This is a genomic window from Desulfovibrio sp. UIB00 (assembly GCF_022508225.1).
Lineage (GTDB): Bacteria > Desulfobacterota > Desulfovibrionia > Desulfovibrionales > Desulfovibrionaceae > Desulfovibrio.
The window spans coordinates 1-25,549 of the sequence record NZ_JAETXJ010000012.1 but is presented as its reverse complement, the minus strand read 5'-3'; the positions used below and the strand labels follow the sequence as shown (position 1 = coordinate 25,549).

The 25,549-nt window shown below is 57.8% G+C and carries 18 protein-coding genes; 9 read left to right on the top strand and 9 right to left on the bottom strand.

The annotated features are described in order from the left end of the window. Positions 1-38: 38 nt before the first annotated feature. From JMF94_RS14215 to JMF94_RS14205, 3 genes are all read right to left on the bottom strand, one after another. Positions 39-2,282, bottom strand: a complete 2,244-nt coding sequence (locus JMF94_RS14215) for a diguanylate cyclase (RefSeq protein WP_240825906.1) — start codon at positions 2,280-2,282, stop codon at positions 39-41. 534 nt (positions 2,283-2,816) lie between these two features. After that, entirely contained in the window at positions 2,817-3,488 is a 672-nt protein-coding gene (locus tag JMF94_RS14210; protein ID WP_240825905.1) for an adenylate kinase, read from the bottom strand. A 132-nt stretch (positions 3,489-3,620) separates the two neighbouring features. Further along, positions 3,621-7,010: an AsmA-like C-terminal region-containing protein gene (locus JMF94_RS14205; protein WP_240825904.1), complete on the bottom strand. Its 3,390-nt coding sequence runs from the start codon at positions 7,008-7,010 to the stop codon at positions 3,621-3,623. A 217-nt stretch (positions 7,011-7,227) separates the two neighbouring features. Between JMF94_RS14205 and JMF94_RS14200 the strand changes: the two genes are divergently transcribed. After that, positions 7,228-8,280, top strand: a complete 1,053-nt coding sequence (locus JMF94_RS14200) for a glycosyltransferase (RefSeq protein WP_240825903.1) — start codon at positions 7,228-7,230, stop codon at positions 8,278-8,280. 45 nt (positions 8,281-8,325) lie between these two features. Here JMF94_RS14200 and JMF94_RS14195 read toward each other — a convergent pair whose 3' ends face one another. Continuing rightward, entirely contained in the window at positions 8,326-8,709 is a 384-nt protein-coding gene (locus JMF94_RS14195) for a hypothetical protein (protein ID WP_240825902.1), read from the bottom strand. 83 nt (positions 8,710-8,792) lie between these two features. On the opposite strand from JMF94_RS14195, the gene JMF94_RS14190 reads away from it, so the two are divergent. The 4 genes from JMF94_RS14190 (at position 8,793) to JMF94_RS14175 (ending at position 13,457) form a co-directional block, all read left to right on the top strand. After that, positions 8,793-10,220, top strand: a complete 1,428-nt coding sequence (locus tag JMF94_RS14190) for a radical SAM protein (RefSeq protein ID WP_240825901.1) — start codon at positions 8,793-8,795, stop codon at positions 10,218-10,220. Between the two features lie 300 nt (positions 10,221-10,520). Then, positions 10,521-10,967 carry a flavodoxin gene (locus JMF94_RS14185; protein ID WP_240825900.1) on the top strand — a complete coding sequence of 149 codons (447 nt, stop codon included), beginning with the start codon at positions 10,521-10,523 and terminating at the stop codon, positions 10,965-10,967. A gap of 232 nt (positions 10,968-11,199) precedes the next feature. After that, positions 11,200-12,186, top strand: a complete 987-nt coding sequence (galE, locus tag JMF94_RS14180; protein WP_240825899.1) for a UDP-glucose 4-epimerase GalE — start codon at positions 11,200-11,202, stop codon at positions 12,184-12,186. A gap of 272 nt (positions 12,187-12,458) precedes the next feature. Then, complete coding sequence (locus JMF94_RS14175; RefSeq protein WP_240825898.1) at positions 12,459-13,457, top strand: bifunctional methionine sulfoxide reductase B/A protein; 999 nt, start codon at positions 12,459-12,461, stop codon at positions 13,455-13,457. A gap of 120 nt (positions 13,458-13,577) precedes the next feature. Here JMF94_RS14175 and ald read toward each other — a convergent pair whose 3' ends face one another. Then, complete coding sequence (gene ald, locus JMF94_RS14170; RefSeq protein WP_240825942.1) at positions 13,578-14,696, bottom strand: alanine dehydrogenase; 1,119 nt, start codon at positions 14,694-14,696, stop codon at positions 13,578-13,580. 187 nt (positions 14,697-14,883) lie between these two features. Continuing rightward, positions 14,884-15,948, bottom strand: coding sequence for a BMP family ABC transporter substrate-binding protein (locus JMF94_RS14165; protein ID WP_240825897.1), 1,065 nt, complete (start codon positions 15,946-15,948; stop codon positions 14,884-14,886). A 403-nt stretch (positions 15,949-16,351) separates the two neighbouring features. Here JMF94_RS14165 and JMF94_RS14160 point away from each other — a divergent pair, with 403 nt between their 5' ends. Continuing rightward, positions 16,352-17,743, top strand: coding sequence for a radical SAM protein (locus JMF94_RS14160; RefSeq protein WP_240825895.1), 1,392 nt, complete (start codon positions 16,352-16,354; stop codon positions 17,741-17,743). A gap of 23 nt (positions 17,744-17,766) precedes the next feature. On the opposite strand, the gene JMF94_RS14155 is transcribed toward JMF94_RS14160, so the two are convergent. Together JMF94_RS14155 and JMF94_RS14150 are read right to left on the bottom strand one after the other, a co-directional pair. Continuing rightward, on the bottom strand, positions 17,767-18,225 hold the full coding sequence (locus tag JMF94_RS14155; RefSeq protein ID WP_240825893.1) for a hypothetical protein: 459 nt from the start codon (positions 18,223-18,225) through the stop codon (positions 17,767-17,769). Further along, complete coding sequence (locus JMF94_RS14150; RefSeq protein WP_240825891.1) at positions 18,226-19,683, bottom strand: sodium:proton antiporter; 1,458 nt, start codon at positions 19,681-19,683, stop codon at positions 18,226-18,228. 181 nt (positions 19,684-19,864) lie between these two features. Here JMF94_RS14150 and JMF94_RS14145 point away from each other — a divergent pair, with 181 nt between their 5' ends. Next, complete coding sequence (locus tag JMF94_RS14145; RefSeq protein WP_240825941.1) at positions 19,865-20,455, top strand: RNA methyltransferase; 591 nt, start codon at positions 19,865-19,867, stop codon at positions 20,453-20,455. A 111-nt stretch (positions 20,456-20,566) separates the two neighbouring features. Beyond that, positions 20,567-21,454 (top strand): DMT family transporter, encoded by an 888-nt coding sequence (locus JMF94_RS14140; protein ID WP_240825889.1) that lies wholly within the window; start codon positions 20,567-20,569, stop codon positions 21,452-21,454. Positions 21,455-21,620: 166 nt separating this feature from the next. On the opposite strand, the gene JMF94_RS14135 is transcribed toward JMF94_RS14140, so the two are convergent. Then, the gene (locus JMF94_RS14135) at positions 21,621-22,232 is read right to left on the bottom strand and encodes a hypothetical protein (protein WP_240825888.1); all 612 of its coding nucleotides are present in this window, start codon (positions 22,230-22,232) and stop codon (positions 21,621-21,623) included. Positions 22,233-22,443: 211 nt separating this feature from the next. Here JMF94_RS14135 and uvrA point away from each other — a divergent pair, with 211 nt between their 5' ends. Continuing rightward, a complete protein-coding gene (gene uvrA, locus JMF94_RS14130; protein WP_240825887.1) occupies positions 22,444-25,401 on the top strand; it encodes an excinuclease ABC subunit UvrA in 2,958 nt (985 codons plus the stop codon). Positions 25,402-25,549 lie beyond the last annotated feature (148 nt).

Genomic DNA, 25,549 nt, shown 5'->3' with positions numbered 1-25,549 from the left:
AGTTTTTATCAGGCGGAGCAAAGGGGTGGCAACAAGCCTTATTGCAGAGGGTCGCCCTGCTCTGCATCGCCAGTCATTTCTTTATAAAAAACGCACCTGTTTCTGCCCAGTTTTTTTGCCGCATAGGTGGCCTTGTCTGCCTTATTGAACAGTTCTGCATAGGTTGTGCCGTCCCGTGGACTGCACGCCACGCCAACGCTGGCGGTCAGGGTGAGGCATGAGTGCTGGTCGCAGCACTGGGTGTGCAGCTGTTCCACAAGTATGTGGGCACGCTCGCGTATGCCAAGCAGCGACATTTTTTCTGTACAGAAAACCAGAAACTCATCGCCGCCGATGCGTCCCACAATATCCACGCCACGGAAATTACGGCGGATGATCTGGGCCATGTCAAAGAGGGCCTTGTCACCCATGGCATGGCCGAATCGGTCATTGACGCCCTTGAAATTGTCAAAATCAACCATGAACATGGCGTAGAATTGCGGCAGGGGGGATTCGTGCGTTTCCAGAAATTGCGATACGGCTTTCTCCGTAGATATTTTGTTGCGCATGCCGGTGCCGCCGTCGCGTGTGGCCTGGGTGCGTAATTGCAGCTCCAGAGATTTTTGCTTGTCGATATCAGTAATAATGCCAATAGAATAGATAGGGGAACCCTGGGTATTGGCTATGTTGGAGGCCTCAATGCGAAACCAGCGGTATTCCCCATCAGCATCACGTAACCTTGCCTCAAGAGTGCATTTATGTTGGTGCGGCGCAAGGCGCACTTCTTTTTGAAAAGCCACCAGGCGTTCCTGATCGTCAGGAAACAACGGGATGGCCGGGTCGTTCTCCAGGATATTGAAAACAGCGCCAAAGGTGTGCAACCATTGGGCCGAACAGGAAAAATAGCCGTTGACCAGATTTTGCTCAAAAATGTTGATGTCGTGCTGCTCCAGAATGAACTGGTACCGTTCATCGGATATGCGCTTGGAAAGCGCCGCTTCTTTATTGCGGGTAATGTCAAAGACAATGCTTTGTATGTACGATCGGCCGTGCTCAATGTTGACCACAGACCCTTTGTGGTACAGCCAGATCAAGGCTCCGCTCTTGGTGCGGGTGCGGTATTCCACGTCTATGGGCTGGCTGTTTTTCATCTGCTTGCGCATGGTGCGCAGCGTTGTTTCACGGTCTTGCTCATATACTGTGGCGGCAAAACTGTTGCCGTATGTTTTTTTAAATTCTGCCTCTGTAAATCCGAGCATTTTTACATAATTGGGGCTGACAAAAAGGAATGTGCCGTCAGGGCTGAAAAATTTGAGCACACCGCCGGACATGCTGGTGATGATGGAGCGGTAATCCTCTTGCTGGCGGCGCAGCTTGCGGGAGGAGTTGCGCTCAAGCAACAGCAGGAATGTAAGGATTATGCCAGCCAGAATCACCAGCCGCCAGACAAGTTCGTTGGTGATGAGCGATTGTTTTGAAGCAGCCGCATTGCCTGCTTGCTGCGGGACAAGGGAGACCATGCGCCAGCCAAAACGTTCAACAGGCGTTGTGGCGATGAAAAGCCCCGTGGCTTTGTCAAAAAAAGTCACGGACTGCTGTGCGCCGTCTGCAAATTTTTGCCGCAGTATGTCCGTAACGCTCGAGGGAATCCCACATGTGGTGAACGAAACAAAGAGGTCATCCATGACCTTGCCGGGGGGCGGCGACCAGAAGAGGGGCTGGCCTGATTCGTCAAAAACCATGTTGTAGGTGTTGTTGCTGAACGCCCACGTTTCCATATTGCTTTCTATGGCTTCTGCCGGGAATTCGCTGATAAGAACCGCCTGTACGTTGCCGTGGGCAACCAGCGGATTGCCAATGACCAGAAGACGCGGGCTGGTGGTGCCGCCAGCGGTGGCAACATGGGTCAGGCCCAGACGGGTGCGTAAAAAGATCGGGTCATTGCTGTAGTCTGCCTGGGCGCCTCCGCCGTCAAAACCCTTGCCTTCTGCATCGACAATGCTGAAACGCCGCACGCCGTGGGCGTAAAACAAGGGGGCAAGTCCAAGCACGTATTCTCTGCTGACGTGATATTCCTGCTGCGCCAGATACTTGGTCATGCCGCTCATTTCCATCATGCTGTTACGAACAGCCTGATAAAAATTGTTGCCCGCGCGGGTGTTCACTTCGGCAAGGCGCGTAAGCGTAGTGGAAGAGATGTTTGATGTAACATCGCTTGCGTAATCATGAATAAAAAAAATGGGGGCAAGGAACAGGAGAACAAGAACGGCAAATGATATGAGAGGCTTGGAGGTATCTGACATGTCTCATTATCCGTGGTGTTTGAACCCGGGTAGGCCGTTGAGACGAAAGAACCCCTGGGCATTGCCCGGGAGTTTGTATCTGCACGGTGCGGCAAAAGAGCCGCTGAGTATCAGTTGCTGCCGCTCCAGCTGTATCGGGGGAGTCTCTGTATCACTACTAAAGGCTGGGAAAGGGAAATTTCTGCTGTCTGTACTTTTTCTGTTATGCGTAAGGAAAGTGCAGCCAATATCAGTAGTCATGATATTTTCTACAGTTTACGTGCGGTTTCCAGATGTTGTCAATATATATAGTCTGGATAATGTTGTTTATTTGTGCCGATTTGTAACATGATGGATTAACAGTTTAAAATATTGTTGAGACCCCATTTGCAATGGCGGGATGCGTCTACCCCATGTGCGGTAATCACATGTCAGCCTGGCAAAAACAGCAAAAGGCCCTGCAAAAGCAGGGCCTTTTCTATGCATAACCACTTACAGCAAGATGTTTGCCCGGCAGACCGCCGAAGCAGGTGCTCCTGGCTGCAGAATTGCAAATTAGGCGAGCTTGGAGAGCAGGGTTTCCTTGATGGAATCAATGCTGCCTTCGCCATTCAGTTCGATGTATTTGGTCTTGCCAGCGCCGGCGAGGTCTTTGTAGAAGTACGCGGCGGCAAGGGTGCCATCGGTGGTGTTGTAGTAAATGTCATGACGCTTGTTGATGGCGCCTTCGTCCTGGTCGTCGGAGCGGCTGGAAAGCGCGCCGCCACAGACGCGGCAGACATCGCCGTTGGGCTTGATGGCGTCAATAAAGATGTTGTTGGGGTGGTTGTTGTTATTCTTGCAGAGGCGGCGGCCCATGATGCGGTTTTTGGCCACTTCGCGGGGCAGAAGAATCTCAACCACGTAGTCAAGCTGCATGCCTTCTTTCTGGAGGGCGTCCCACAGCTTCTGGGCCTGCACGGTATTGCGGGGGAAGCCATCAAGCAGCCAGCCCTGCTGACCCTTGGTCTTCAGGGTTTCCAGCACCATGGGAATGGTGATGTCATCGGGCACGAGATCGCCGCGATCGATGTAAGCCTTGGCTTTTTTGCCCAGCTCGGTGCCGCCGCCGATGTGTTCACGGAAGATGGCCCCGGATTCGATGTGGGCGAGGTTGTACTTCTGCTTGATCAGGTCACCCTGAGTGCCTTTGCCGCTGCCGTTGGGGCCAAAAATAAGGATATTCACTGGTACTCTCCTTGCCGGAACCGAGTTAGTTTGTGCAAAAAAGAACACAACTGGCACCCTATCCCCTAAAATAGGCCCTGTCAACGGGTGCTGGGAAGAATGCTCGACATGTTGCAGCCCACGGGCCGCTGCCTACCGAAAGAGCTTCCAGGTGCCTTCCACCACGCCGCCAAGCACATCAACAAATCCCTGGGTGATGCCACCAATGGTGTTGAGCAGCAGCTTGCCAGCGCCAATGGATGTTTTGCTGTTGTCCAGGCTGCCATAAAGACGCATGGGGAATTCTGGAAGATTCTTCATGTTTACGGTAAAGTTACAGTCTAGAGTCTCACTGTTGAGGTCTATCCATCCACCGCCGGTAACAGTGAGGTCCTGCCCCTTGAGATAAAAATCACCACTTTTTGCAATGCCGTTGGTGATTGCGCCGGAGCTGCCCGCAGCGTCAAAGCGGGTGGGTTTGCCCTTGAGCTGACCGTCTTTGTCGCGCGACTGATAAAAGCCGTTATGAACGTTGAAGCGCCATTTGCCGTTCAGCCGCGAGGGCAACTGGTTTGCCCCTGTCAGCTCCGCATCAACCTCGGAGCTAATGCTCGCGCGCCCGCCAAGGGCCGCGCTGCCACCGCGATCCTTGCTTGCTGCGGCAAGGTCAAAGCCCTCGATGGACAGGGCATTGGCAAACCCCATCCCCTTGTTGAAACGCATTTCACCATGCGCAGACACGGGCGAGCCATAAAATTTGCCGCCCTGACTTTCATAGCGCAGGGTTCCGTTCTCCATTTTGGCTTTAAGGCGCAGGTCATCGGTGCGCAGTTTCCACAGGGTGAGCTGGCCAACGTGCGCTTCGCCCTCAGCGGAAAATGCCCGCATGAAGCGCAGATCCCACGGTTTGCTGTCGGTCTTTTTTTTGCTTTTGCCGCCGTCCGCCTGCCCGGCGGCCTTGTCGCCCACGTAGCGGTCAAGATCAATTTGCGGAGCGGAGAGCTTGAATCGCAGGGCCAGTTCCTTGCGCCAGTCAAGGCTGATGCTGCCGGAAATATCGTTTTGATCCACCTTGGCGCGGAACTCTGACAGCGCCAGGGATCCGCTATCGCCCTTGAAGGCAGTGTCCAGCTCGATCCTGCGCAGAGGTTGCGGCACATTGGGGTTGGCAGCGCCAAGCAGGCGCAGCGTTTTTGTGCTGTCCGGGATAAAGGCGGAAACCTTGCCCTGCCAGACCATGCCGTCCTTGCCCATGCCCAGTTGCCCCGCGCCGGAAATGTCCGCCCCAAGGGCGTTCATGTGCATGTCTGTGGCCGAAAGCTGGTTGCGCGCAGCCTGACAACTGAATTTGCCGCTGATTTGCGTTTGCAGACCCTCTGGCTGAAAGGATTTTTCCGGGCTGAGGCTCAGGCTGATGGTGCCGGGCAGGTTTTGAAAATCCATGTTGCCGCCGCCCTGACCATCGCCGCTGAACCAGAGCCTGCCGTTAAGGCCCACGCTGGCGTCAATGCCTTCATCTTCAATGGTGGCGGTCCACTGGCCTTCAAGGCCCAGGCGGCTTTGCTCCCAGGCCGCCGTGCGGGCTTTAAGGCTCAAATCAAGCGCTTTAAAGCCCACTGCGCCGGGGGAGGCCTTGCCTGGGATATTGTTCGGCGGGCGCAACTGGCCTTTTTCAGCCCGGGCGCTTACCGTGCCGCGCAATTTGCCCAGAAAAACATCCAGCTCCCGCCCCTGGCTCATAACGTCCACATCACCGCGCAGCTTGCCACCGCTCACGGGCATGACCGGGAGGTCTTTTGCCAGATTCTCGCCGTTAACGTCGCGCATGTGCAGGCGGATGGCGTAGGGGGTATCCGGGTGACCGCCCATGATGGTGTCGCCCTTGACGCTGCCGCCGTAAAGAGTGCCGTCAACAATCAGCAGCGTGTCTTCAAAGTGGGTGACCTGGTCAACCAGCCCCTGCTTGATGACGACCAGCGCATCATTGATTACGATGGGGCCGTAGTTCACCCGGGTTGCAGCCAGCCGGATGTTGTAATCAAGCCCGATTTCGCCGGGCACCACAGGCTTGCCGGGCATGGGAGTGAGTGGCCCGTGGCCGTATCGCGGTTCGGCAGGCAATACCCCCACCGATTCAGGGATGGCGCGCCCCAGATTCACAGTCTCGGCCTTGAGATCCAGCAGCAGTTCAGGCCTGGCCCAGCTCGCAACGCCGCCGGAACCCAAAAAGCGGCTGCCAGCGGCGGTTACGTCAATATGCGGAACGCGCAGCCCTTTGCCGTTCACTGAAAAATCAAGGGTGCCCAAGGTTACTTCGTCCAGCGCAACCTGAAGGCCGGGCGCCAGATTACGGGCAAAGCCCAGCCATTCCGTCAGGCTTGCGCGCTGCAGTTGCAGACGTCCTTCAATACTGAAAGTGTCCGGTCCGCCCAGAAGCAGCAGGCCGTTGACGGTCACATCATCCTGCCCAAGCCGCAGGCGCAGATTTTCTAGGTTGATGCCTTGATCTTCCTTGCTGCGTTGGGCCACAGTGCCGGTAACGTGGGCAGGCAGCAGCACTTCATCCTTGCGCAGTTCGCCTTCAAGGTCGCTGGTCAGGCTCCAGCCATTGGCATCAGCCTTGAGGCCGAGCGCAAAGTTGAGGCGGGCCAGCCAGTTGGGCAGCTGCACGGTGCCCTTGACCGCCAGTTGCGGCGTTTTTGCCAGGGGGGCCGAGAGGTCAGTCTTGCCTTCCAGATTGAGGTGCTCAACCTTGGCTGGCGTTTGACCTTCTGGCTGTAGAACCGCTGTGGTGCAAAAAAAGTTGCCCTCAAGGCGTGTGCCCGAGGCGGTTTCCAGGTCGCATTGCAACCCGTTGGCCGTCACTTGCGTTTTGTCCGCGCCGATGATGTCCACTTCGCCCTGTGAAACAGCCAGTCTGAACCGACCCGGCAAAATGCCCGGCAACAGAGCCGCGCCTCCAGTGTTGTCCCCGGCAAGCCGGGACAGCCATGATTGTATGGAATTCTGCGCAGGGGGCAGCTCTTGCGCGGCAGCGCTTTGCGAGGGAACCGCCGCATCTGTTGCGGCTGGGATCGCTGCTTCCTGCGTCGGCGGTGTGCTGGCCTTTGCCGCAGAGGCTGCGGTAGGCTGAGGGACGGATTTTGGGGACGCTTTTTTGGGGGATGCGCTCCTTTCTGGCGCGGCCTGAGCTGCAACGGGCTGGGCGGCTTCGGCATTGTCAGGGAACAGAAAGGGCAGGCTGAGAGCCACGGGCAGTTCGCCCTTGAGGCGGGGGCGCAGCAGGGTGATATTGCGGGGCAGCAGTTCGCCGCGCAGCAGCGCCAGAAAGTCGGGCCGGAGTGTGGCGTAGGCAACGGTAAAACTAAAGCTCTTGCCCTCAACGCTGGCATTGCTGACAGCCAGGGATGGCAGCGGCAAAAGAGCCACATTGACCGATTCAACGGTAATATTCAGGCCGGTGCTGGCGGCAATCTGTTCAATATAATGTTGCGCCAGCGCCTCGGGATTGCGTTGCAAAAGCCAAAAGACCGCCGCCGACATAGCCGACAGGGTTAACAGAAGCGCCAAAAAAATGCGCGTGATAAGGCGAAGTCGGCCAGGGTTGAGCAGCATGTGCATTCTCGCGTCTTGACGCCTTGGGGCGTCGAGGCTAGGTTTTGAACCTATTGCAAATCGGGCCTGTTGGCAACTGTCAGGCAGGAGATGCCAAGCACCGTGCGCAGTTAGCGCAAAACCACATTACTGTTGCCGGGGGCGCATGAAGCGGCTTTTGTGGATAGGCAGTCCTTTTTTCAGCGACGCCCTTTCTTCCTGCGGCTGGGATGCTGTGGCCCGGCACAATTTTGAGCATGCCGCCGTGTTTGGCTGGCATGATCTGGTGCGTATTGCGGGTTTTGAGCCAGACGTGCTGGTAGTTGCCGACAAAAGCCGTGCTCCCTATGTGCTTGGCGTAGAGGATTTTCCGTGCCTCACTGTGTTCTACAGCGTGGATTCTCACATCCATTCGTGGCAACCGTATTACGCCCAGGCTTTTGATGTCTGCATTGCGTCTTTGCGCGATCATTTGCCGCGTTTTGCAGGGGCGTATCTGCCCGCAGATCGGGTGTGGTGGTCTCCTGCCTTTGCCTGGGCTCAGGATGCGCCCGAGCCTCAGACTGCCAAGGATATGGACTGCGTGTTTGTTGGTACGGTCAATGCCAATCTGCCGTGCCGCACGGCCTTTCTGGAAAAGTGCCGCAGCGGATTGCCGGAATTGCAGATTGTAACCGGCTCCTACCGCCATTTATATGCAAGGGCGCGGGTGGTGCTGAACCACTGCGAGCACGGCGACCTGAATTTTCGGGTTTTTGAGGCCTTGGGCTGCGGCAGTTGCCTTGTGACTCCACGTATCGGGCACGGGCTGACGGATATTTTTGCCGAGGGCGAGCACATGCTCTGCTATGGGGCGGATACGGCGGACAATGGCAGTACTGTGGACGCTGCAACCGCTGCTGGCGAGGCCGTGGCGCAGGTGCGCTATCTGCTTGAGCATCCGGATGTTGCTGCGCGCATGAGGCAGGCCGCGCTGGCCTGCATAGACGGAGGCCACAGGGCGGTGCACCGCGCAAGAGCTTTCAGCGACAGAGTGCGCGCCCTCCTGACCAGCGACCCTCAGTGCGTTGCGCGCCGCAGGGGCAGGGCCGTAGCCATCCGCAAGGATTCCCTGAGGTTGCCCTATCTGCATTGGGCCGAGGAGTTGCGCAGTACCGGATTGAGCGAGGCCTATCTTGCGGCTGCCAAGGGAGAATTCGGGCTGACGGGGCGGGAATGAGCAATAAAAAACGTTGAGAACGGGTATTCTCAACGTTGATGAGCTTTAATTTCTGCTGTTTCTTCCTGAAGAAGCGGGAATACCCACTGCCGGGTCAAAGTGCAGATCCAGCGCCGGATCTACATCGGGTGCAATGCTGACGTTCTGGGCGGGTTCATCAAAGCTCAGATGCAGCAGGGGGTCTTGCGCTGGCTGCGGGGCAGGGCGGGGCGCAAGATGGGCGGCTCCCCTGGGGGAGAACGCAGCCTCGGCTGGTTCCGTCACGTCCAGCGCGTCAAGGCGCGATTCCAGCGAGCGCAGCAGCACACGCATCTGTGCGTGTTCTTCGTGCAGCGATCTGCAAAGTTTTTCCTGGCTGCGCAGCATGTGGTACAGCACAGCCAGTATTCCGAAGAAGCACAAAAAAATGAAAAGCATGATGGAAAACATGGCAGGCCTCCAAAAATACGGGCCGGGAAGGCCCGGCCAGCAGTTTTTATATACGTTCAACACTTCTTGGGCAAGGAGCTTTTATGGCCGCGCAACACATTGAACCGCATCTTGTAATGGCAGACGAGCGCGGCAATATCTATGACGATCCCGATCTGCTCATGGTCTGTCGGCGAGGCGCGCAGTGGGGGCTGCCGCGTCCGGACGAACTGATTCCCCTGCCGGAGGAAAGCGAGTTCTTTCTGTTGCCTGGCAGGCAGGCAGTGGGCCTTGACCCCGAAACCGGGCACATCGCGCCTCCTGAAGGCGAGGCCCAGCTTGCCGTGGCGGCCTTTGCCGCACCCGGCTATACGCTTTCGGCCCATCCAGCCTATGAAAGCGGCGAAAACGCACCCATGTTGCCATTGTTTGCTTACGGGGCCGTGGGCTTCGCCAGAGGGCGTTTCTATATCTGCGCCCGCAGGGTGGATACCGAACCACGGCAGATTTTCAGCAATATTCCGCGCGGACGCATTGAACAGGGTGCCCGCGCCCTGCTGCGCGATTACCCCAAGAACAGGCTTATCCGGCATATCATGGATAACTGCGTGGCGCGCTACGATTGCCCTGCGGCCCGCAACTTTGCTCTGGGCCGTTACGAGGCCCCGCTGCCATCGTCCCGCGCTTGCAACGCCAGCTGTATTGGCTGTATTTCAGCGCAGGAGAAGGACTCGCCCATTCAGTCAACGCCGCAGTGCCGCCTTGCCTTTACGCCCAGCCCCGAAGAACTGGCCGAGGTCATGCGCGTTCATTCCGGGCGCGAAACCCGTACCCCCATTTATTCCTTTGGGCAGGGCTGCGAGGGCGATCCGCTCATGAATCCTGATCTGCTGGTGGAGAGCGTGCGCCAGTTCCGCGCGGGCGAAGGGCCCGGCACTGTCAACTGCAACACCAACGCCTCCCGGCCCGAGGCTGTGATCCGCCTTGCCGAAGCCGGGCTGACCAGCATGCGCGTGAGCCTGAACAGCGCTCGGAGCGGCCTTTATGATCGCTATTACAGGCCATCCGGCTATTCCTTTGACGATGTGCGCGCTTCCATTCGCGAGGCCCGCAGCCGTGGCATATGGGTTTCTCTGAATCTGTTGGTCTTCCCCGGCGTTACGGATACGGAAGAAGAACTGGACGCCCTGGCGCGTCTGGTGGGCGATAACGGCGTGAGCATGATCCAGTGGCGCAACCTCAATATTGATCCCGAATGGTACTTCAAGCTCATGAGCGGTGGCGAAGGGCAACAGAAGCTGGAACTCTCGCCCAGCATGGGGCTGACATCGTTCATGAAGCGCCTCAAAAAGCTTTGCCCTTGGCTGCGTTACGGCTATTTTAACCCCTATCTTGGGGAAAAGGCCGAACTTGCCGCGCCTATGCCGGGAGAGTGGAGCATGCCAGCCCCGCGCGCCAGAGAAGCGGCGACGGAAGATGGTCTGGACGCCGGGGCGGATGAGGACTCGCACAACGGAGCAGACAGCGAATAGTTTGCGTAATCTGACAGACAACATTTTCGGAACCCTGCGAGTTGCGCGGGGTTCCGATTTTTTTTCATCTTTTTTCATTTTTGTGATCAATGTCACTTCTTTTCCTTGCTGGCAGTGCTGAGGTTAAGTTGCGCAGGGTGTGATTTCTGCACAATCTGCTCGAAAAATGCCGGACGTGGCCAGCAGGGATGCAGCAAAAAAAGTCTTGGTGATTCTTTCCCTTGACAGGCGAATCGAACATCCCTATCCATTTAGAAAATGAATTTCATTTTTAAATAAGACGCAACGAAGGAGAATGTCATGAGTAAGGTACTGATTGTTTTTGGTTCCAGCACCGGCAATACGGAAAGCATCGCCCAGAAGCTTGAAGAACTGATTGCTGCTGGCGGGCACGAAGTCAAGCTGCTCAACGCGGCGGACGCCTCGGCAGAAAACCTGGCAGACGGTTACGATGCCGTGCTGTTTGGTTGCTCGGCCTGGGGCATGGAAGACCTGGAAATGCAGGACGACTTTTTGTCCCTGTTTGAGGAATTTGACCGCATCGGGCTGGCTGGCCGCAAGGTAGCCGCATTTGCCTCCGGCGATCAGGAATACGAACATTTTTGCGGCGCGGTACCTGCCATTGAAGAGCGCGCCAAGGAACTGGGCGCGAACATCATTGCAGAAGGGCTCAAGATGGAAGGCGATGCCTCCAACGACCCCGAAGCCGTGGCCTCGTTTGCCGAGGATGTGCTCAAGCAGCTGTAAAAGTCTGCTGCGCACGGCGTTAAGCCTTTCGGCTGCGTCATATGGGCCCGCTGTGTTTCAGGTCAGTGTCATGTCTGCGCCTGAGGCCAGCGGGCTTTGCAACTCTCCGCCGTGTCCCATGCTCAGGTTGCACTGGTGCACAGACAACGCATTGTACCTCTTGCCAAATCCTTACGTCGAGTGCACAATTATTGTTCGCAAAAGCGAAACGTAACGGACAAGCGAGGAGTTCATGGCAATTCTTGTTTGCGGCGGTGCCGGATATATTGGTTCCCACAATGTGCGCGCCCTTTTGGAACGTGGCGAAACGCCTGTGGTACTCGACAATTTTCTTACGGGGCACCGTGGTTCCGTTCCGCAGGATGTGCGTCTTTATTCCGGCGACATGCGTGATCCGGCATTGCTTGATGCCGTATTTTCAGAGCAACCCATTGAGGCCGTGCTGCACTTTGCCGCCTGCTCTCTGGTGGGTGAGAGCATGGAGCAGCCGCTCAAGTATTTTCAGAACAACATACATGGTATGATGGTACTGCTTGAAGCCATGGCGCGGCATGGGGTGGACAAGATCGTGTTTTCGTCCACGGCTTCGGTCTATGGCGAACCTGATGTCGTTCCCATACCCGAGCACGCGCCTCTGCGGCCCACCAATCCCTATGGCGAAAGCAAGCTCGCCATGGAGCGCATGATGCACTGGGTGGGTAGGGCGCACGGCATACGGTCTGTCATTTTGCGTTATTTCAACGTTGCTGGCGCATGGCCTCAGGGCCTTATTGGTGAGGATCACAGGCCGGAAAGTCACCTTATCCCCATCATTCTACAGGTGCCGCTGGGCAAAAGGCCACATGTCACCATTTTTGGCGATGATTATCCCACGCCGGACGGTACCTGTATTCGTGACTATCTGGACGTGATGGAACTGGCCGATGCGCACCTGCGCGCCGTGGATTACCTGCGTGGTGGTGGCGGCAGCGAAGTGTGCAACCTGGGCAACGGCACGGGATTTTCTGTGCGGCAGATGGTAGAAGCCGCGCGCCGTGTGACCGGACGCGACATTGCCGTCAGCATCGGCGCGCGCCGCCCCGGTGATCCGGCGCGGCTCATTGCCTCCGCCGAGCGCGCCGCCGAGGTGCTGGGCTGGACAGCCCGCGCTGATATCGACAGCATCATTGCCTCGGCCTGGAGCTGGCATTCGCGCAATCCCGAGGGGTTTGCCGAATAAGGTGCCTGTTTGCGCTGCAATTGTTTTGCGCCTGTCCGCTCTGCGGGTGGGCGTTTTTTTGTAGGGCGCATCGAAGGCAGGCCGTGCATCCCCCTCGACATGCCTGGTCTTGTGCTTATGTAAAATGCATGCGCTGCCTGCGCCGGGAGGAACCCATGCCCAGATCCGGACGAACGAGTTGTCTCCTCATTTGTACATTTATGCTGTTGGCTCTGCTGCCGGGTCTGCCGCTGGCGGCCTTTGGAGCTTCGCCTACAGCTCCGGAGGTTTCGATGCAAAACACGTATCCCATGCCGCCGCTTTCAGGACTGGAGGCGGATGTGCTGTTGCGCAAGGCCACAGAGCCGCCCTATACGGGCAAATATGTTAACAACCATGAGGCGGGCACCTATATCTGCCGCCAGTGCGGCATGCCGCTCTACCATTCGGACGACAAGTTCGAGTCCGGCTGCGGCTGGCCCAGCTTTGATACGGCTGTGCCGGGCGCGGTGCGCCGTGTGCCCGATGCAGACGGTCGCAGGGTTGAGATTATTTGCGCCAACTGCGGCGGGCATCTGGGACATGTGTTTGAGGGGGAAGGATTCACCGAAAAGAACACGCGCCATTGCGTCAATTCGCTGTCCATGAGTTTTGCCCCTGCGGGCAGCGATGCGGAAAAAGCGGCTCTGGCGCGGCTGGCAGCAAAAAAGGAAACCTCCGCTGCCGGGGGCGTTCCGCTGGCGGCTACAGGCGCTTCAGGCCAGAATGCGGCCTCTGGAGGATGCACGGCCACAGCCATTGTGGCTGGCGGCTGCTTCTGGGGGGTGGAAGACGCTTTTCAGAAAATACCGGGCGTGTGCGAGGCGATTTCTGGTTATACGGGCGGTCACACGGTCAACCCCAGTTATGAAGACGTGTGCCGGGGCGATACCGGCCATGCGGAGGCCGTGCTGGTGCGCTATGATCCCTCGCGCGTGAGTTACGAGCAGATTTTGCGCCGTTTTTTTGAAATCCACGATCCCACACAGCTCAACAGGCAAGGGCCGGACTGGGGCGAGCAGTATCGTTCAGCGGTCTTTTATCAGGGCGCGGAACAAAAGGCCGTGGTCGAAAAGCTGGTGACGCACCTGCGCGAGCTTGGCTACAGGGTGGTTACGCAGATTGCGCCCGCAGGGCCTTTTTATGAGGCAGAGGCCTACCATCAGGATTTTGCCCGCCGCACAGGGCGGGGCGTGTGCCATATGTCTGTGCCGCGCTTTTCGCAACGAGTGGATGGAACTCCGGTTAAATAAAAGGTTCAGCTGAACGTAGCGGCCCGCCATTTTCACCCGTTGTACACAGACAGGCCCGTTTCAGGTGGCGGAGCGTTTGCTCTCCCTGAAACGGGCCTGAATTTTTTTGAATCGTCGCAGCTAGCGCAGAATCTGGGCTGTGGAGGCGCAGGGCAGGCCAAAGGCTTCGGCCACGCCAGCAAAGGTGCACTGTCCATCAACCGTATTCAGGCCGCGCTCAAGGGCGATATTGTCGCGGCAGGCGTTTTTCCAACCTTTGTCCGCCAGTTCCAGGGCAAAGGGCAGAGTGGCGTTGGTCAAGGCATAGGTTGACGTGACCGGCACGGCCCCAGGAATGTTGGCAACGGCATAGTGGATGACGCCGTGTTTTTCATAGGTGGGTTCGTGGTGGGTTGTGGGCCTGCCCGCCGTGGTTTCAAACGAACCGCCCTGGTCAATGGCCACGTCCACCACCACGCTGCCGGGGCGCATGGTTTTGATCATGGCTTCTGTCACCAGTTTGGGGGCCATGGCGCCGGGAATAAGCACGGAGCCGATAACAAGGTCGGACTCCTGAACTGCCCCGGCGATATTGTATTCGTTGGAAGCAAGGGTCTGGACGCGGGAAGAGAAAATGTCGCCCAGATAGCGCAGGCGGTTCAGGTTGTTGTCCAGAATGGTAACTTCCGCGCCAAGGCCCATGGCCATTTTGGCGGCTTCCGTACCCACGGTGCCGCCGCCCACAATGGCGACCCTGGCGCGCTGCACGCCAGCCACGCCGCCCAGCAGCATACCCGCGCCGCCTGCCTGTTTGGTCAGAATGTAGGAACCCATCTGCACGGCCATACGGCCCGCAACTTCAGACATGGGGGCCAGCAGCGGCAGGCTGCGATCCTTGGGCTGCACGGTTTCGTAGGCAAGGCCCACCACCCCGGAATTAAGCAGGGCGTCGGTGAGTTCCTTGTCCGCCGCAAGATGCAGGTAGGTAAAGAGCAGTAGGCCGGGGCGAAAATATTTGTATTCGCTGGGCAGTGGCTCCTTGACCTTCATGATCATTTCAGCCTTGGCCCATACATCTTCCACTGGCAGCATACTTGCGCCAGCCTTGGCAAATTCGTCATCGCCAATACGGCTGCCAAGCCCTGCGCCGCTTTCTACCAGAACCTTGTGCCCGTGGTCAGTGAACGCCTTGACCCCGGCGGGCGTGATGCCCACACGGTATTCATCGGCCTTGATCTCCTTGGTGACGCCAATAATCATGGATAGTCCTCGCAAGCTTATGGTTGTGGCGTAATCGGCAATACCGGTCACGCTGGGGGCATGCTTCTTCCATGGTCTGGGGCGCAGGGGGGATGACGCCTTGCGGGCGGCCTGATCCGCCCGATATGAAACCGTATATTTTTTCCCGTTTATCAGCAATAAAATTGCGATGTTTTGCGGAGTCTTCTTACAGACAATCGCACAAGGTGCGTTCGCGCAATGATTTGAGCCGGATGCCGCCGTTGAGGATTTCGCCCCGCAGTTCGCGCAGGCGGCGATCCATATCCGGGGCAAGATTCTTGCCAGCCCCAGCCTTGAAAGGCTCCATGGACGTAATGTCCACACCGCCGTTTTGCAGGTCGCGCACCATGATTTCCTTGCCTGCAAAGTGGCCGGAGGCCGCAGCGGCTATGATGTCGTAGGCGGCCGTGTTTGGGTGCTTGAGAATGGAGGTGAGCACATGGCCGGGCAGCAGGTTGTCCTTGTCGGTGTCCAGCCCCACGGCATATGCGTTGCGCGCCTTAACCTCCTGCAAGGCCGGGCCGTTGCCCATACCACATGCCAGAACCAGAATGTCCGCACCCTGGTCGAGCAGATTTTTCGCTGCGGCGCGGCCAGCCTCCGCATTGGCAAATGAACCTGTAACCACGTTGACGACACGTACTTCTGGATCAATCACGCGCGCGCCCTCGGTGAATCCTCCCAGCAGGGAGCGCATGGCGGGGCAGTCTTCACCCGTTATCCAGCCGATAATTTTGCGTCCGCTTATGCCGGGCATGTCGGTCTGGCGGGCAAGCATGGCCGCAGCCGCCCCGGCAAGATAGGCCGCCTGCTCATCGGCAAATGTTACGGACATTATATTTGGCGCGCGGATGCCGGCATCAATGCAGCCAAACATGGTGCGGCGAAAGTTGGCGGCGTTGTTGCGCAGCACTTCGTGCAGACCGTTGGAAGCCACCAGCACCAGATCATTGTTGCCCGCAGCAGTTCGGAACATTTCCTGAAGCGCCGCCTCGTCATGCCCTGGCTGGGCGGTAATCACAGAAGCCTTTATGCCCAGCTCGCGCTCGGCCTGCCTCAGGCCGTCCACAAGACTGTCGTTCCAGTCGTTATCGCCCGTGGGCGTTTCCAGCAGAAGGGCCACGCGCAGGGGGCCTTGGGGTTTTTCGGCGCAATGGGCTGGCTGGGCAAAGCCAAGGCAAAGGAAGAGCAAAAAAGCCAGCATAAGGGAAACAGGGCGGAGTGAGAACATGGATTTTCCTTGAAGTGGATGTGCGGGCAGAGGAATCTATTTTTTTAGGTTTTTGGCAGGCTGAGTGCCCTTTTTTTGCCATGCGCAATATATCTCTGTGGCTTTTGCGGCGCAAGAGCATCTGCTGGCAGGCACTGCGCAAATAAATACAAAAATTTTTTATGTGTTTAATTTTGGTCGCAGGAGGAGAGCGCTTTTTCTATCTTGTCAGTTTCATTTAGCTTATTTTTCAGGCAACAGCCCAATTTATAGTTTGATTAATCAAACAAGTGCGTGTACACACCTTGACTTGCGAATGTGAAATAAATAACGTGTTGCTTGTGAACAAAGTAACATGAAGTGCAGGATTGTTATTGCGATGATCCTGCTGAAATTATTGAAAATTATTGCAAGGAAGGTTCCCATGTCTGTTGATGCACAGCCCCGCTGGTTTGATGCCCAGGCCATTGGCACAGCTCTGGAAAGGGAAACAGCACCTGACGCCGCAGAGCTTCGGGATATCCTCAACAAGTCGCTTGAATTGCAGCCTTTAACCTTGGCGGAAACGGTCGCCCTCATGCGCGTGCAGGACGGCGTGGGCGTTGGCCGCATTATGGCTGCCGCCGATGAAGTCAAGCAAAAGGTTTACGGGGACCGTATTGTACTTTCCGCCCCCCTGCACATCTCCAACCACTGCGGCAGCGAATGCCTGTATTGCGCCAACCGCAAAAGCAACAAGGCCGTTGAGCGCAAGTACATGACCTCGCCTGAAATGCGCGAGGCAGCCCTCAAGCTCATTCGGCAGGGTCACAAACGTATTTTTCTTGTCAGCGGTCAGTTGCCCAATGCGGATATTGAATATCTGGCCGAGGCCATCAGCATTCTGTACACGGCTTTTGACGGCGTGGGCGAGGTACACAGCGTCAACGTGAACGTGGGTGCTCTCGAATCACATGAATATGCCGCCCTGCTTGAATCGTATGTGGGCACCGTGCTGATCTATCAGGACACCTACCACGAGGCCAGCTATCGCGCGGCTCACATCTCTGGCCCCAAGAGTGATTACTACGCCCGGCTGAACGCCGCCGATGTCGCCTTTCAGGCGGGTGTGCCGGACGTGGGCGGCGGCCTGATGCTGGGCCTTGGTCCCTGGCAGTATGATCTGCTGGGTATTGTGCAGCATCAGGCGCATTTGCTGCGGGCCTATGATACCGGTTGCCGCACCCTGAGCCTGCACCGCATGCGTTGCGCCCCCGGCAGCAACATGCAAACGCCCCATCCCGTGAGCGACGCCGACTACCTGCGGTGCGTGGCTATTGCCCGGCTGGCGGTTCCCTACGCGGGCATTATCCTCACCACCAAGGAACCTGCGGGCCTGTGGCGCGATGGCTGTAGCGCGGGCGCTTCGCAGCTGCTCACTGGCAGCGTTGCCAACCCCTACGGCAACTGGATCGACAATCCCGAGCACAAGGTTCCCTTCCCCATTGGCGAAGACTGCCATGTGGATGAGGTGGTGCGTTTTCTGTTGGAAGAAGCCCGCCATCTGCCGTCATTTTGCGCGGCCTGCCCCCGGTTGGGGCGCACGGGCGAGGAGTTCCTTTCCATGGTGCGCGAATGCGGCATGAAAAACCAGTGCGGCCCCAACTCTGCGGCATCGTTCCTGGAATTTCTGCTGCACTACGCTACGCCCTACACGCGCTTGATTGGCGAACAGCTGTTGGCCGAAAAAATGGAAAGGATGACCACGGGTGAGCTTGGCGCGGCCAAAAGGTTGCTGACCAAGGTGCGCGCTGGCCGTATTGACGAATTCATCTAACAGAGCGCTTGCAGATAAAACCCTCAACGGCAAGCGTACTCTGTTGTTAACGCAAAAAGGCGGGCTTTATGCCCGCCTTTTTGCGTGTTGACAGCGTCAACACAGTCGGAAATCAGGAGCCGGTTGCGGCTTTGCCGCACCGATAGCGACTGGTTTCCGTGTATTCCGCCCGGCGGCTTTGCTGACGCTGGCGGCGCAAATGCCGCAAAGCGGCGTTTGATCAGTATCAGTCGGGCTTTATGCCCGCCTTTTTGCGTGTTGACAGCGTCAACACAGTCGGAAATCAGGAGCCGATTGCGGCTTTGCCGCACCGATAGCGACTGGTTTCCGTGTATTCCGCCCGGCGGCTTTGCTGACGCTGGCGGCGCAAATGCCGCAAAGCGGCGTTTGATCAGTATCAGTCGGGCTTTATGCCCGCCTTTTTGCGTGTTGGCGTTGTCAGGTTGTGTCAGCCGTCTGCTCAACTCCGGCCAGTCAGCCACCTAAGTGAAGAAAAACCAGGTCAACAGAGCGAACAGCGGCACAAGGATGCAGACCGACCACAAAATGTAGCCAAAAAATCCAGGCATACGCACGCCCTGATCTTCCGCGATGGCCCGCACCATAAAGTTTGGCGCGTTGCCTATGTAGCTGCATGCGCCCATAAAGACTGCGCCAGCGGAAATGGCCGCCAGAGTTTCGGGCATATGGTACATGAGCGTTTGCGCATCACCACCAGCGGTATTGAAAAAGACCATGTAGGTCGGGGCGTTATCCAGAAAACTGGAAAGAACGCCCGTCAGCCAGAAGTACATGGCATTGACAGGCTGCCCATCGCGCGAGACCAGTTCCACCAGCGGGGCCAGCGCGCCGGAGGTCCCTGCCTTGAGAATGGCCATGGCCGGGATCATGCTGACAAAAATACCAAAGAACAGTTGGGCCACTTCTTCAATGGGCCCCCACGTAAAGCCGTTCAGTTCGCGGCATCTGCGGCTGGTATAGCGCATGGAAAGCCACGCCAGGCAGAGCAGGGCGGCATCGCGCAGCACGTTTTGGGCTTCCAGCGGCACGCCGCCCACCGTGGCTATGGTTCCCAGCGGGAACAGGCCGGAAAGCAGCACGGCAGTCACCACGCCCAGCAGGAACAGCAGGTTGATCTTGCCGTCAAGTCCGAGTTTTTCCTGGCTGTGCATTGCCTGCCCCGGTCTTGCGGGCGCGGCTTCAGCAGGGTTGATCGGCGGTACGGGGCGGCCTTCTTTGTTATAGAGCACCATGTCCAGAACAAAATAGATTGCCAGCAGGGCGGTGGAAAGGCTCAGGGTCTTCAAAAACAGGTGCGAGGTTGTCCAGAAAAAGTCCACGCCCTTCAAAAAACCCAGAAACAGCGGCGGGTCGCCCAGCGGCGAGAGTGAGCCGCCGATGTTTGCCACCAGAAAAATGAAAAATACCACAGAATGCACGCGGTATTTGCGGTGCGCATTGGCCCGCAGCAGTGGGCGCACAAGCAGCATGGCTGCCCCTGTGGTGCCCATCCAGCTTGCCAGCACAGTTCCTATGGCAAGAATGCCCAGATTCACTGGCGGCGTGCCTGTGAGCGAACCTTTAAGGCGCACTCCACCTGCAACCGTGTACAGCGAAAAAAGGAGTACAAGGAAGGGCACGTAATCCAGCAGGATGATGTGGCAGAATTCATAGAAGGTCACGCCTGGGCCATAGACAGCTAGGCATGGCACAAGAAAGGTGAGCGCCCAGAAAATGGAAATCTTGCCCCGGTGATGTTCCCAGAAAATATGGGCGGTCAGCGGCAGTATGGCTATGGAAAGCAGCATGCCCGCAAAAGGGATGATCCACCATGCGGAGAGGGTGCCGGGAACTGTAAGATGGTCGGCGGCGGCAAGAGCCGTGTAGGGAGTAAGCAGCAGTGCGCTCAGAGCATATGCAGAGAGGCGGAGTAGATTCATGTTGCTCCTGAAAAAAAGTGAATGGATTGCAGGCCGATAAGAAAAATCGACCAAGACTGGTGTGCTAAATATACCCTAATTGGCATTGTCCGTCCATCCCGGCAGATCGGCGCACTTGCCTGAAAGGCCGTTTTCTGCCACACAAGGGCAGCAATCAATTACAATGTGTAAGGAATCAGCCATGCCCAAAGAACCCACGGCACGGCGCAAGGCCCGCTTTCTGGAAGTGCTGAGTCACCGCCAGCCGGACCTTACGCTGGTGCTTGCCAATATCCACGACCCGCACAACGTTTCGGCCATTTACCGTTCGTGCGATGCCTTTGGCGTCAGCCGCGTGCACCTGTATTATACCAACACGGCATTTCCCGCTTTGGGGCGCAAAACATCGGCCTCGGCCCGCAAATGGGTAGAAACCGAGCGCCACAAAACCTGCGAAGGCATGATGGCAGAGCTGCGCGGTCAGGGGATGCAGGTGCTTGCCACCTCGTTTACAGAAAAGGCCCGCCCCATGCGGGAATGGGATTTTACCCGCCCCACGGCTGTGATTATGGGCAACGAGCACAGCGGCGTTGAGCCGGAACTGCTCGCTGCCGCAGATGGCGAGCTGTACATTCCCATGTACGGCATGATCCAGAGCTTCAACGTGTCTGTGGCTTCAGCCATCATTCTTGCAGAAGCAGCACGCCAGCGCGAGGCCGCAGGCATGTACGCCACCCCTCGCTTTGATGAGGCAACTCTCGCAACCCGTCTTGGAGAGTGGCTGGAAAAATAGCGATAGCCCGAACTGGCCGATATCCGGCCACGAAAGCCCGGGCCGCCCGCGCGGCGTTTGCGGGCGATACTTGGGGTTTCCGCAGCATGTAACTATTCGCCAAGAATAGTCATGAACAATCCCGCGCTGATCTGTCAGGCCTATGCCTTTGCCACTGTTGTACTGTGGTCGACCGCCTATGTGTACACCAAGGTTGCGCTGGCATTTTTTACTCCGGGGCCGCTGGGCCTTTTGCGCTGCGCTGTGGCGTCGCTGGCCTTTGTTGGCATCTTGCTGGCAAGGGGCAGGGCGCGCGGGGGATTTTTTGTTCCTTCTGCCCGGCATCTGCCCCTGTTTGCGGCAGCAGGGCTGAGCGGCTTTACACTGTATCTGCTGGCCTTCAATGAGGGTTCCATTACCCTCAACCCCACCACCAACTGCATTGTCATTTCCACGGCTCCCATTCTGACGGCGGCGTTGGCGCGTCTGTTCTTCAGCGAGCGTTTGCCCGTGCTGCGCTGGCTTGCGCTTGCGCTGGCATTTGGCGGCGTGGTGGTAATGAACGGCGGCGGGCAGGGATTTATGCTGGCCCCCGGCATGGGCTGGGTGCTGGTGGCCGCAGTGCTCATAAGCCTGTACAATATTACGCAGCGCGCCTTGTCGCGGCACTACGGCTCCATGGAAATCGCCGCCTGGAGTTTTTTTGCGGGTACGCTGTTTTTGCTGTACTGCCTGCCGCAAACCATTGCCCAGGTGCAGGCTGCGCCCGCCAGAGCGCTGTGGCTTGCGCTTTTTCTGGGGATTTTCCCCAGCGCCGCAGCATACCTGCTCTGGACAAGAGCCCTTGCCCTGGCCCCGCGCACAAGCCTTGTGACCAACTACATGTTCCTGACGCCCTTTTTGTCCATGCTGCTTGATTTTGCGGTGACGGGCGGGCTGCCTGATGCCTCCACCTTTGCGGGCGGCGCGATCATCATGGGGGCTTTGTTGCTGTTCAGCCTTGCGGGCAAGCGGGGCTAAACGGTTCTTTTACTTTCTGGCTGTCTTGGAGAATAAAATAGCTATGTAAGCTGTTGCCGCCACGCTGACTTTTTACACAAAAACAAGGCCCGTTTCCGCAGGAGATCTCCGGCAGAAACGGGCCTTTCCCTTGCGGGAACCCAACCCTGATTTTTATGCTGGGCCGCTAATCGGTGTGCGGCTGCACCAGCTTTTCAAAACTTTTGCCGTTCCACTGAAAGCTTACGTCATTGTCTACCGGAACATGGGCCATGCCCGTACTGGTCCAGAACATGGGCTGCGCCTTGAGGCCGCCAAGGCCAAGGCAGATCATGACCGTAGCCTGAACATCGGGCGGCATTTTGCGCCCGGGGGCAAAAAAGACGCTTATGTCCGGCTCTTGCGGGGTGTCCACCGGCACGGCGCGGCCGGAGGCGTCAACCCGCCATAGCTCAAGGGTGCACACAGCGCCGCCCAGAGTGCCGAATGCGGCAAGTACGGAGCCGTCCGTAGCGTTGCGGAACAGGCGCAGGGCAACGGCTGTATCCCTGAACGGCATGGAGGCGAACACCAGAACGTCTTCCGTTTCTCCGGCGATCTCCCAAAATTCCGAATGCCCGGCGGAAAGCAGTTTTTGTTTTTCCTGCGGGCTCAGGCCTTCAGGAGTGTTTTCAAAAATACTTTCGGGCAGCAGTGCAAAGATACTGCGGGCAGTGACTTCGCTTTCGGCGGCCTGCACAGAATCCGACAGTGCGGCAAGCAACAGAACAATCAGTAAACAATGTATATGACGCGGCATACATCCTCCCGCAGACAGATGGTTGCAGAAACAGACGTGCTGTAAAAATTTTTATACCGCTTTCGGCAAGGCTTGTCCATGCACGCAGGCAAAGGATTGCGCGATACGGGGTGGTTGGGGGCTGAGGGTGCATTTTGCAGCGGAGGGGGCGCGCAAAAATACGCAGGCTCTGCCCTTGCCAATGCCCCTTGGGCCGCTTACATATGCTTTCATGAACACAAGCAAGCCCTGCATCCACATCGAAAAGGCCCGCCAGCACAATCTCAAAAACATAAGCCTGGACATCCCCCGCGATGAGCTGGTGGTGATTTGCGGCCCGTCAGGTTCCGGCAAATCAACGCTGGCGTTCGACATCGTGTACGCCGAAGGCCAGCGCCGCTATGTGGAATCGCTGTCTGCCTACGCCCGCCAGTTTTTGCCCCAGATGGACAAGCCGGACGTGGAAAAGATCGAGGGGCTTTCGCCCGCCATATCGCTTGAGCAGCAGAGCGTTTCGCGCAACCCGCGTTCAACCGTGGGAACAGTCACGGAAATTTACGACTTTCTGCGCGTGTTTTTTGCCCGGCTTGGGCGCATGTATTGCCCCCAGTGCGGGCGGCCCATCGAGGCGCGCGCCGCTGATGAAATCATTGGCGATATCATGGCTCTGCCGCAGGGCACCAAGTTTATGGTCATGGCTCCGCTGGTGGAACTTCAGAAGGGCACGCATCAGGACAAGTTCAAAAAGCTCAAGGCCGAAGGCTTTGCCCGTGTGCGCGTCAACGGCGAGTTTTACACCTTGGACGATGTGCCCACGCTGGACAAGAACAAGAAGCACTCCATTGATCTGGTGGTTGACCGCCTGGTGAACAAGGAGGGCATTCGCGGGCGTCTGGCGGATTCTGTTGAGCTGGCCCTGCGCTATGGCGAAGGGCGTCTTGTGCTGCACGAGCCGGACAAGGCCGCCGCAGGGCAGGAGGCAGACACAGTGCACTCCACCACCTCGGTATGTGCGCACTGCCGTATTTCGCTGCCCGCACCCAGCCCGCAGCTGTTTTCGTTCAACGGGCCGCAGGGCGCCTGCCCGCGCTGCGTAGGCCTTGGCGGCGTGGATTATTTTGAACCCCGCCTCATTGCGCCCAATATGGGGCTTTCGCTGAATACGGGCGCGCTGTTGCCCTGGGCCACGGACAAGATGTTCAGCCGCTATGAGGACGCCCTCAAGGCTCTGGGCAAGCGCTTCAAATTTCAGCTTTCCACGCCGCTGGAGCAGTTTAGCGAAGACGCGCTTTCCGCCCTTTTTTACGGCGAGGATGAACAGGGCCGCCCCGCGCGCGCCTCGTTGGGCCTGCGCCGTAACTGGATGGGCGGCAGCGTGGCCCTTGGCGCTGGCGGCGATTATCAGAGCGAGCATTTTTCTGACGCACTGCGCGCGCAGGGGCAGGTGGGCGTGAGCGAAAAACGCTGGCCCGGCGTTATTCCTCTGCTTGAAAGCGGCATGCAGTATGGCGATGCATGGCGCGAGGCGCTTTCGCGTTTTCGGCAGACCATGGACTGCCCCGACTGCCACGGAGCGCGGCTGAACACCAACGCGCTCTCCGTGCGGGTGGACGATCTGAATATCGCGCAGTTCTGCAACCTTTCGGTCGAGCGCGCGCTGGAATGGCTTGAAAAACGGGAATTTACGGGACGACATGTGGTCATTGCCGAGCCGCTTATGAAGGAACTGACCCACCGCCTGTCGTTCATGCGCAGCGTGGGGCTTGAGTATCTTTCGCTGGGGCGCTCCATGTCCACTCTTTCCGGCGGCGAGGCCCAGCGCATCCGTCTGGCATCGCAACTCGGTTCAGGCCTTGTGGGCGTCACCTACGTGCTGGACGAACCCTCCATCGGCCTGCATCCGCGTGACAACGAGCGGTTGCTGGGAACCCTGCGGTCGCTTCAGGCGCGCGGTAATACCGTGCTTGTGGTGGAGCATGACGAAGCCACCATCTGCGCGGCGGATACGGTCATTGAACTTGGCCCAGGCTCCGGCTCGCAGGGCGGCGAAATCATGTTTCAGGGGCGGGTGGACGACCTGCTCGGCAAGGCGGACACGCTCACTGCCCGCTATTTGCGTGGCGATGACGTGATCGCCCTGCCGGACGAACGGCGTGAAGGGCAGGGGGCGCTGGTCATGCACGGCATCACCACCAACAACCTGCGCGATATTGACTGCCGCATCCCTTTGGGCGTGCTGACCTGCGTGACCGGTGTTTCCGGCTCCGGCAAAAGTTCGCTTGTGGTGGATACGCTCTACAAGCATGTGGCCCTGAACCTTGGCCTGCGCGTGGATCAGCCCGGCACCATCGGCGGGCTGGAATACGAAAAAGGCTCTGCGCCTGTGGAACGTATTGTGGCCATTGACCAGACGCCCATTGGGCGCACGCCGCGTTCCAACCCTGCCACTTACACCAAGATTTTTGACGAGATTCGCAATATTTTTGCCATGACCCAGGACGCCCGCAAACGCGGCTACAGGCCGGGGCGTTTCAGCTTTAACGTGCGTGGGGGGCGTTGCGAAGCCTGCGGCGGTGATGGGCAGATTCGCGTTGAAATGCACTTCTTGCCCGACGTGTACGTGACCTGCGATGTGTGCAAGGGCAAACGCTATAACCACGAAACCCTTGAAGTGCGCTACAAGGGGTTGAACATCGCCGAGGTGCTCGACCTCACCGTACATCAGGCCCGCCAGCTCTTTGAAAACTATCCCTCGCTGGAGCGCCGCCTTGCCGTGCTGGAAGAAGTGGGGCTGGAATACCTGCGACTTGGGCAGCCCGCCACCACGCTTTCGGGCGGCGAAGCACAACGCATCAAGATTTCGCGCGAACTGGGCAAGCGATCCCTGCCAGGAACCATGTATATTCTTGACGAGCCGACTACTGGCCTGCACATGCACGAGGTGGGCAAGCTCATCAAGGTACTGCATGCATTGGTGGACAGGGGAGCCAGCGTGGTGGTTATCGAGCATAATACAGACATGATTCTGGCATCCGACCATGTGCTGGATATGGGCCCCGGCGGCGGCGAGAACGGCGGCCAGATCGTCTCTGCCGGAACGCCCGAGGCCATCGTTGCCGACCCCAATTCCGTCACCGGGCGCTTCCTCATGCAGGAGAGGCTGGACAGGCTCAAGCGCAGACGGGAATAACATCCTAAGATAAAACAAACAGTCAGACTGCCGTAGCCCTGTTGCATAGCGGCTTGTCGGGCGCATCCGGTTTACCGGATGCGCCTTTTTTTTTTGTATGTAGAAAACTCCCCGCTAAGCGGGGAGTTCCAAAAAGGCGAAGCCTATC

Excerpts from the sequence above, each read along its gene's own strand:
- JMF94_RS14215 (WP_240825906.1), bottom strand. The coding sequence starts at position 2,282 with ATGTCAGATACCTCCAAGCCTCTCATATCATTTGCCGTTCTTGTTCTC.
- JMF94_RS14205 (WP_240825904.1), bottom strand. The coding sequence starts at position 7,010 with ATGTCGGCGGCGGTCTTTTGGCTTTTGCAACGCAATCCCGAGGCGCTG.
- JMF94_RS14200 (WP_240825903.1), top strand. The coding sequence starts at position 7,228 with ATGAAGCGGCTTTTGTGGATAGGCAGTCCTTTTTTCAGCGACGCCCTT.
- JMF94_RS14195 (WP_240825902.1), bottom strand. The coding sequence starts at position 8,709 with ATGTTTTCCATCATGCTTTTCATTTTTTTGTGCTTCTTCGGAATACTG.
- JMF94_RS14190 (WP_240825901.1), top strand. The coding sequence starts at position 8,793 with ATGGCCGCGCAACACATTGAACCGCATCTTGTAATGGCAGACGAGCGC.
- JMF94_RS14185 (WP_240825900.1), top strand. The coding sequence starts at position 10,521 with ATGAGTAAGGTACTGATTGTTTTTGGTTCCAGCACCGGCAATACGGAA.
- galE (WP_240825899.1), top strand. The coding sequence starts at position 11,200 with ATGGCAATTCTTGTTTGCGGCGGTGCCGGATATATTGGTTCCCACAAT.
- JMF94_RS14175 (WP_240825898.1), top strand. The coding sequence starts at position 12,459 with ATGCAAAACACGTATCCCATGCCGCCGCTTTCAGGACTGGAGGCGGAT.
- ald (WP_240825942.1), bottom strand. The coding sequence starts at position 14,696 with ATGATTATTGGCGTCACCAAGGAGATCAAGGCCGATGAATACCGTGTG.
- JMF94_RS14165 (WP_240825897.1), bottom strand. The coding sequence starts at position 15,948 with ATGTTCTCACTCCGCCCTGTTTCCCTTATGCTGGCTTTTTTGCTCTTC.
- JMF94_RS14160 (WP_240825895.1), top strand. The coding sequence starts at position 16,352 with ATGTCTGTTGATGCACAGCCCCGCTGGTTTGATGCCCAGGCCATTGGC.
- JMF94_RS14150 (WP_240825891.1), bottom strand. The coding sequence starts at position 19,683 with ATGAATCTACTCCGCCTCTCTGCATATGCTCTGAGCGCACTGCTGCTT.
- JMF94_RS14145 (WP_240825941.1), top strand. The coding sequence starts at position 19,865 with ATGCCCAAAGAACCCACGGCACGGCGCAAGGCCCGCTTTCTGGAAGTG.
- JMF94_RS14140 (WP_240825889.1), top strand. The coding sequence starts at position 20,567 with ATGAACAATCCCGCGCTGATCTGTCAGGCCTATGCCTTTGCCACTGTT.
- JMF94_RS14135 (WP_240825888.1), bottom strand. The coding sequence starts at position 22,232 with ATGCCGCGTCATATACATTGTTTACTGATTGTTCTGTTGCTTGCCGCA.
- uvrA (WP_240825887.1), top strand. The coding sequence starts at position 22,444 with ATGAACACAAGCAAGCCCTGCATCCACATCGAAAAGGCCCGCCAGCAC.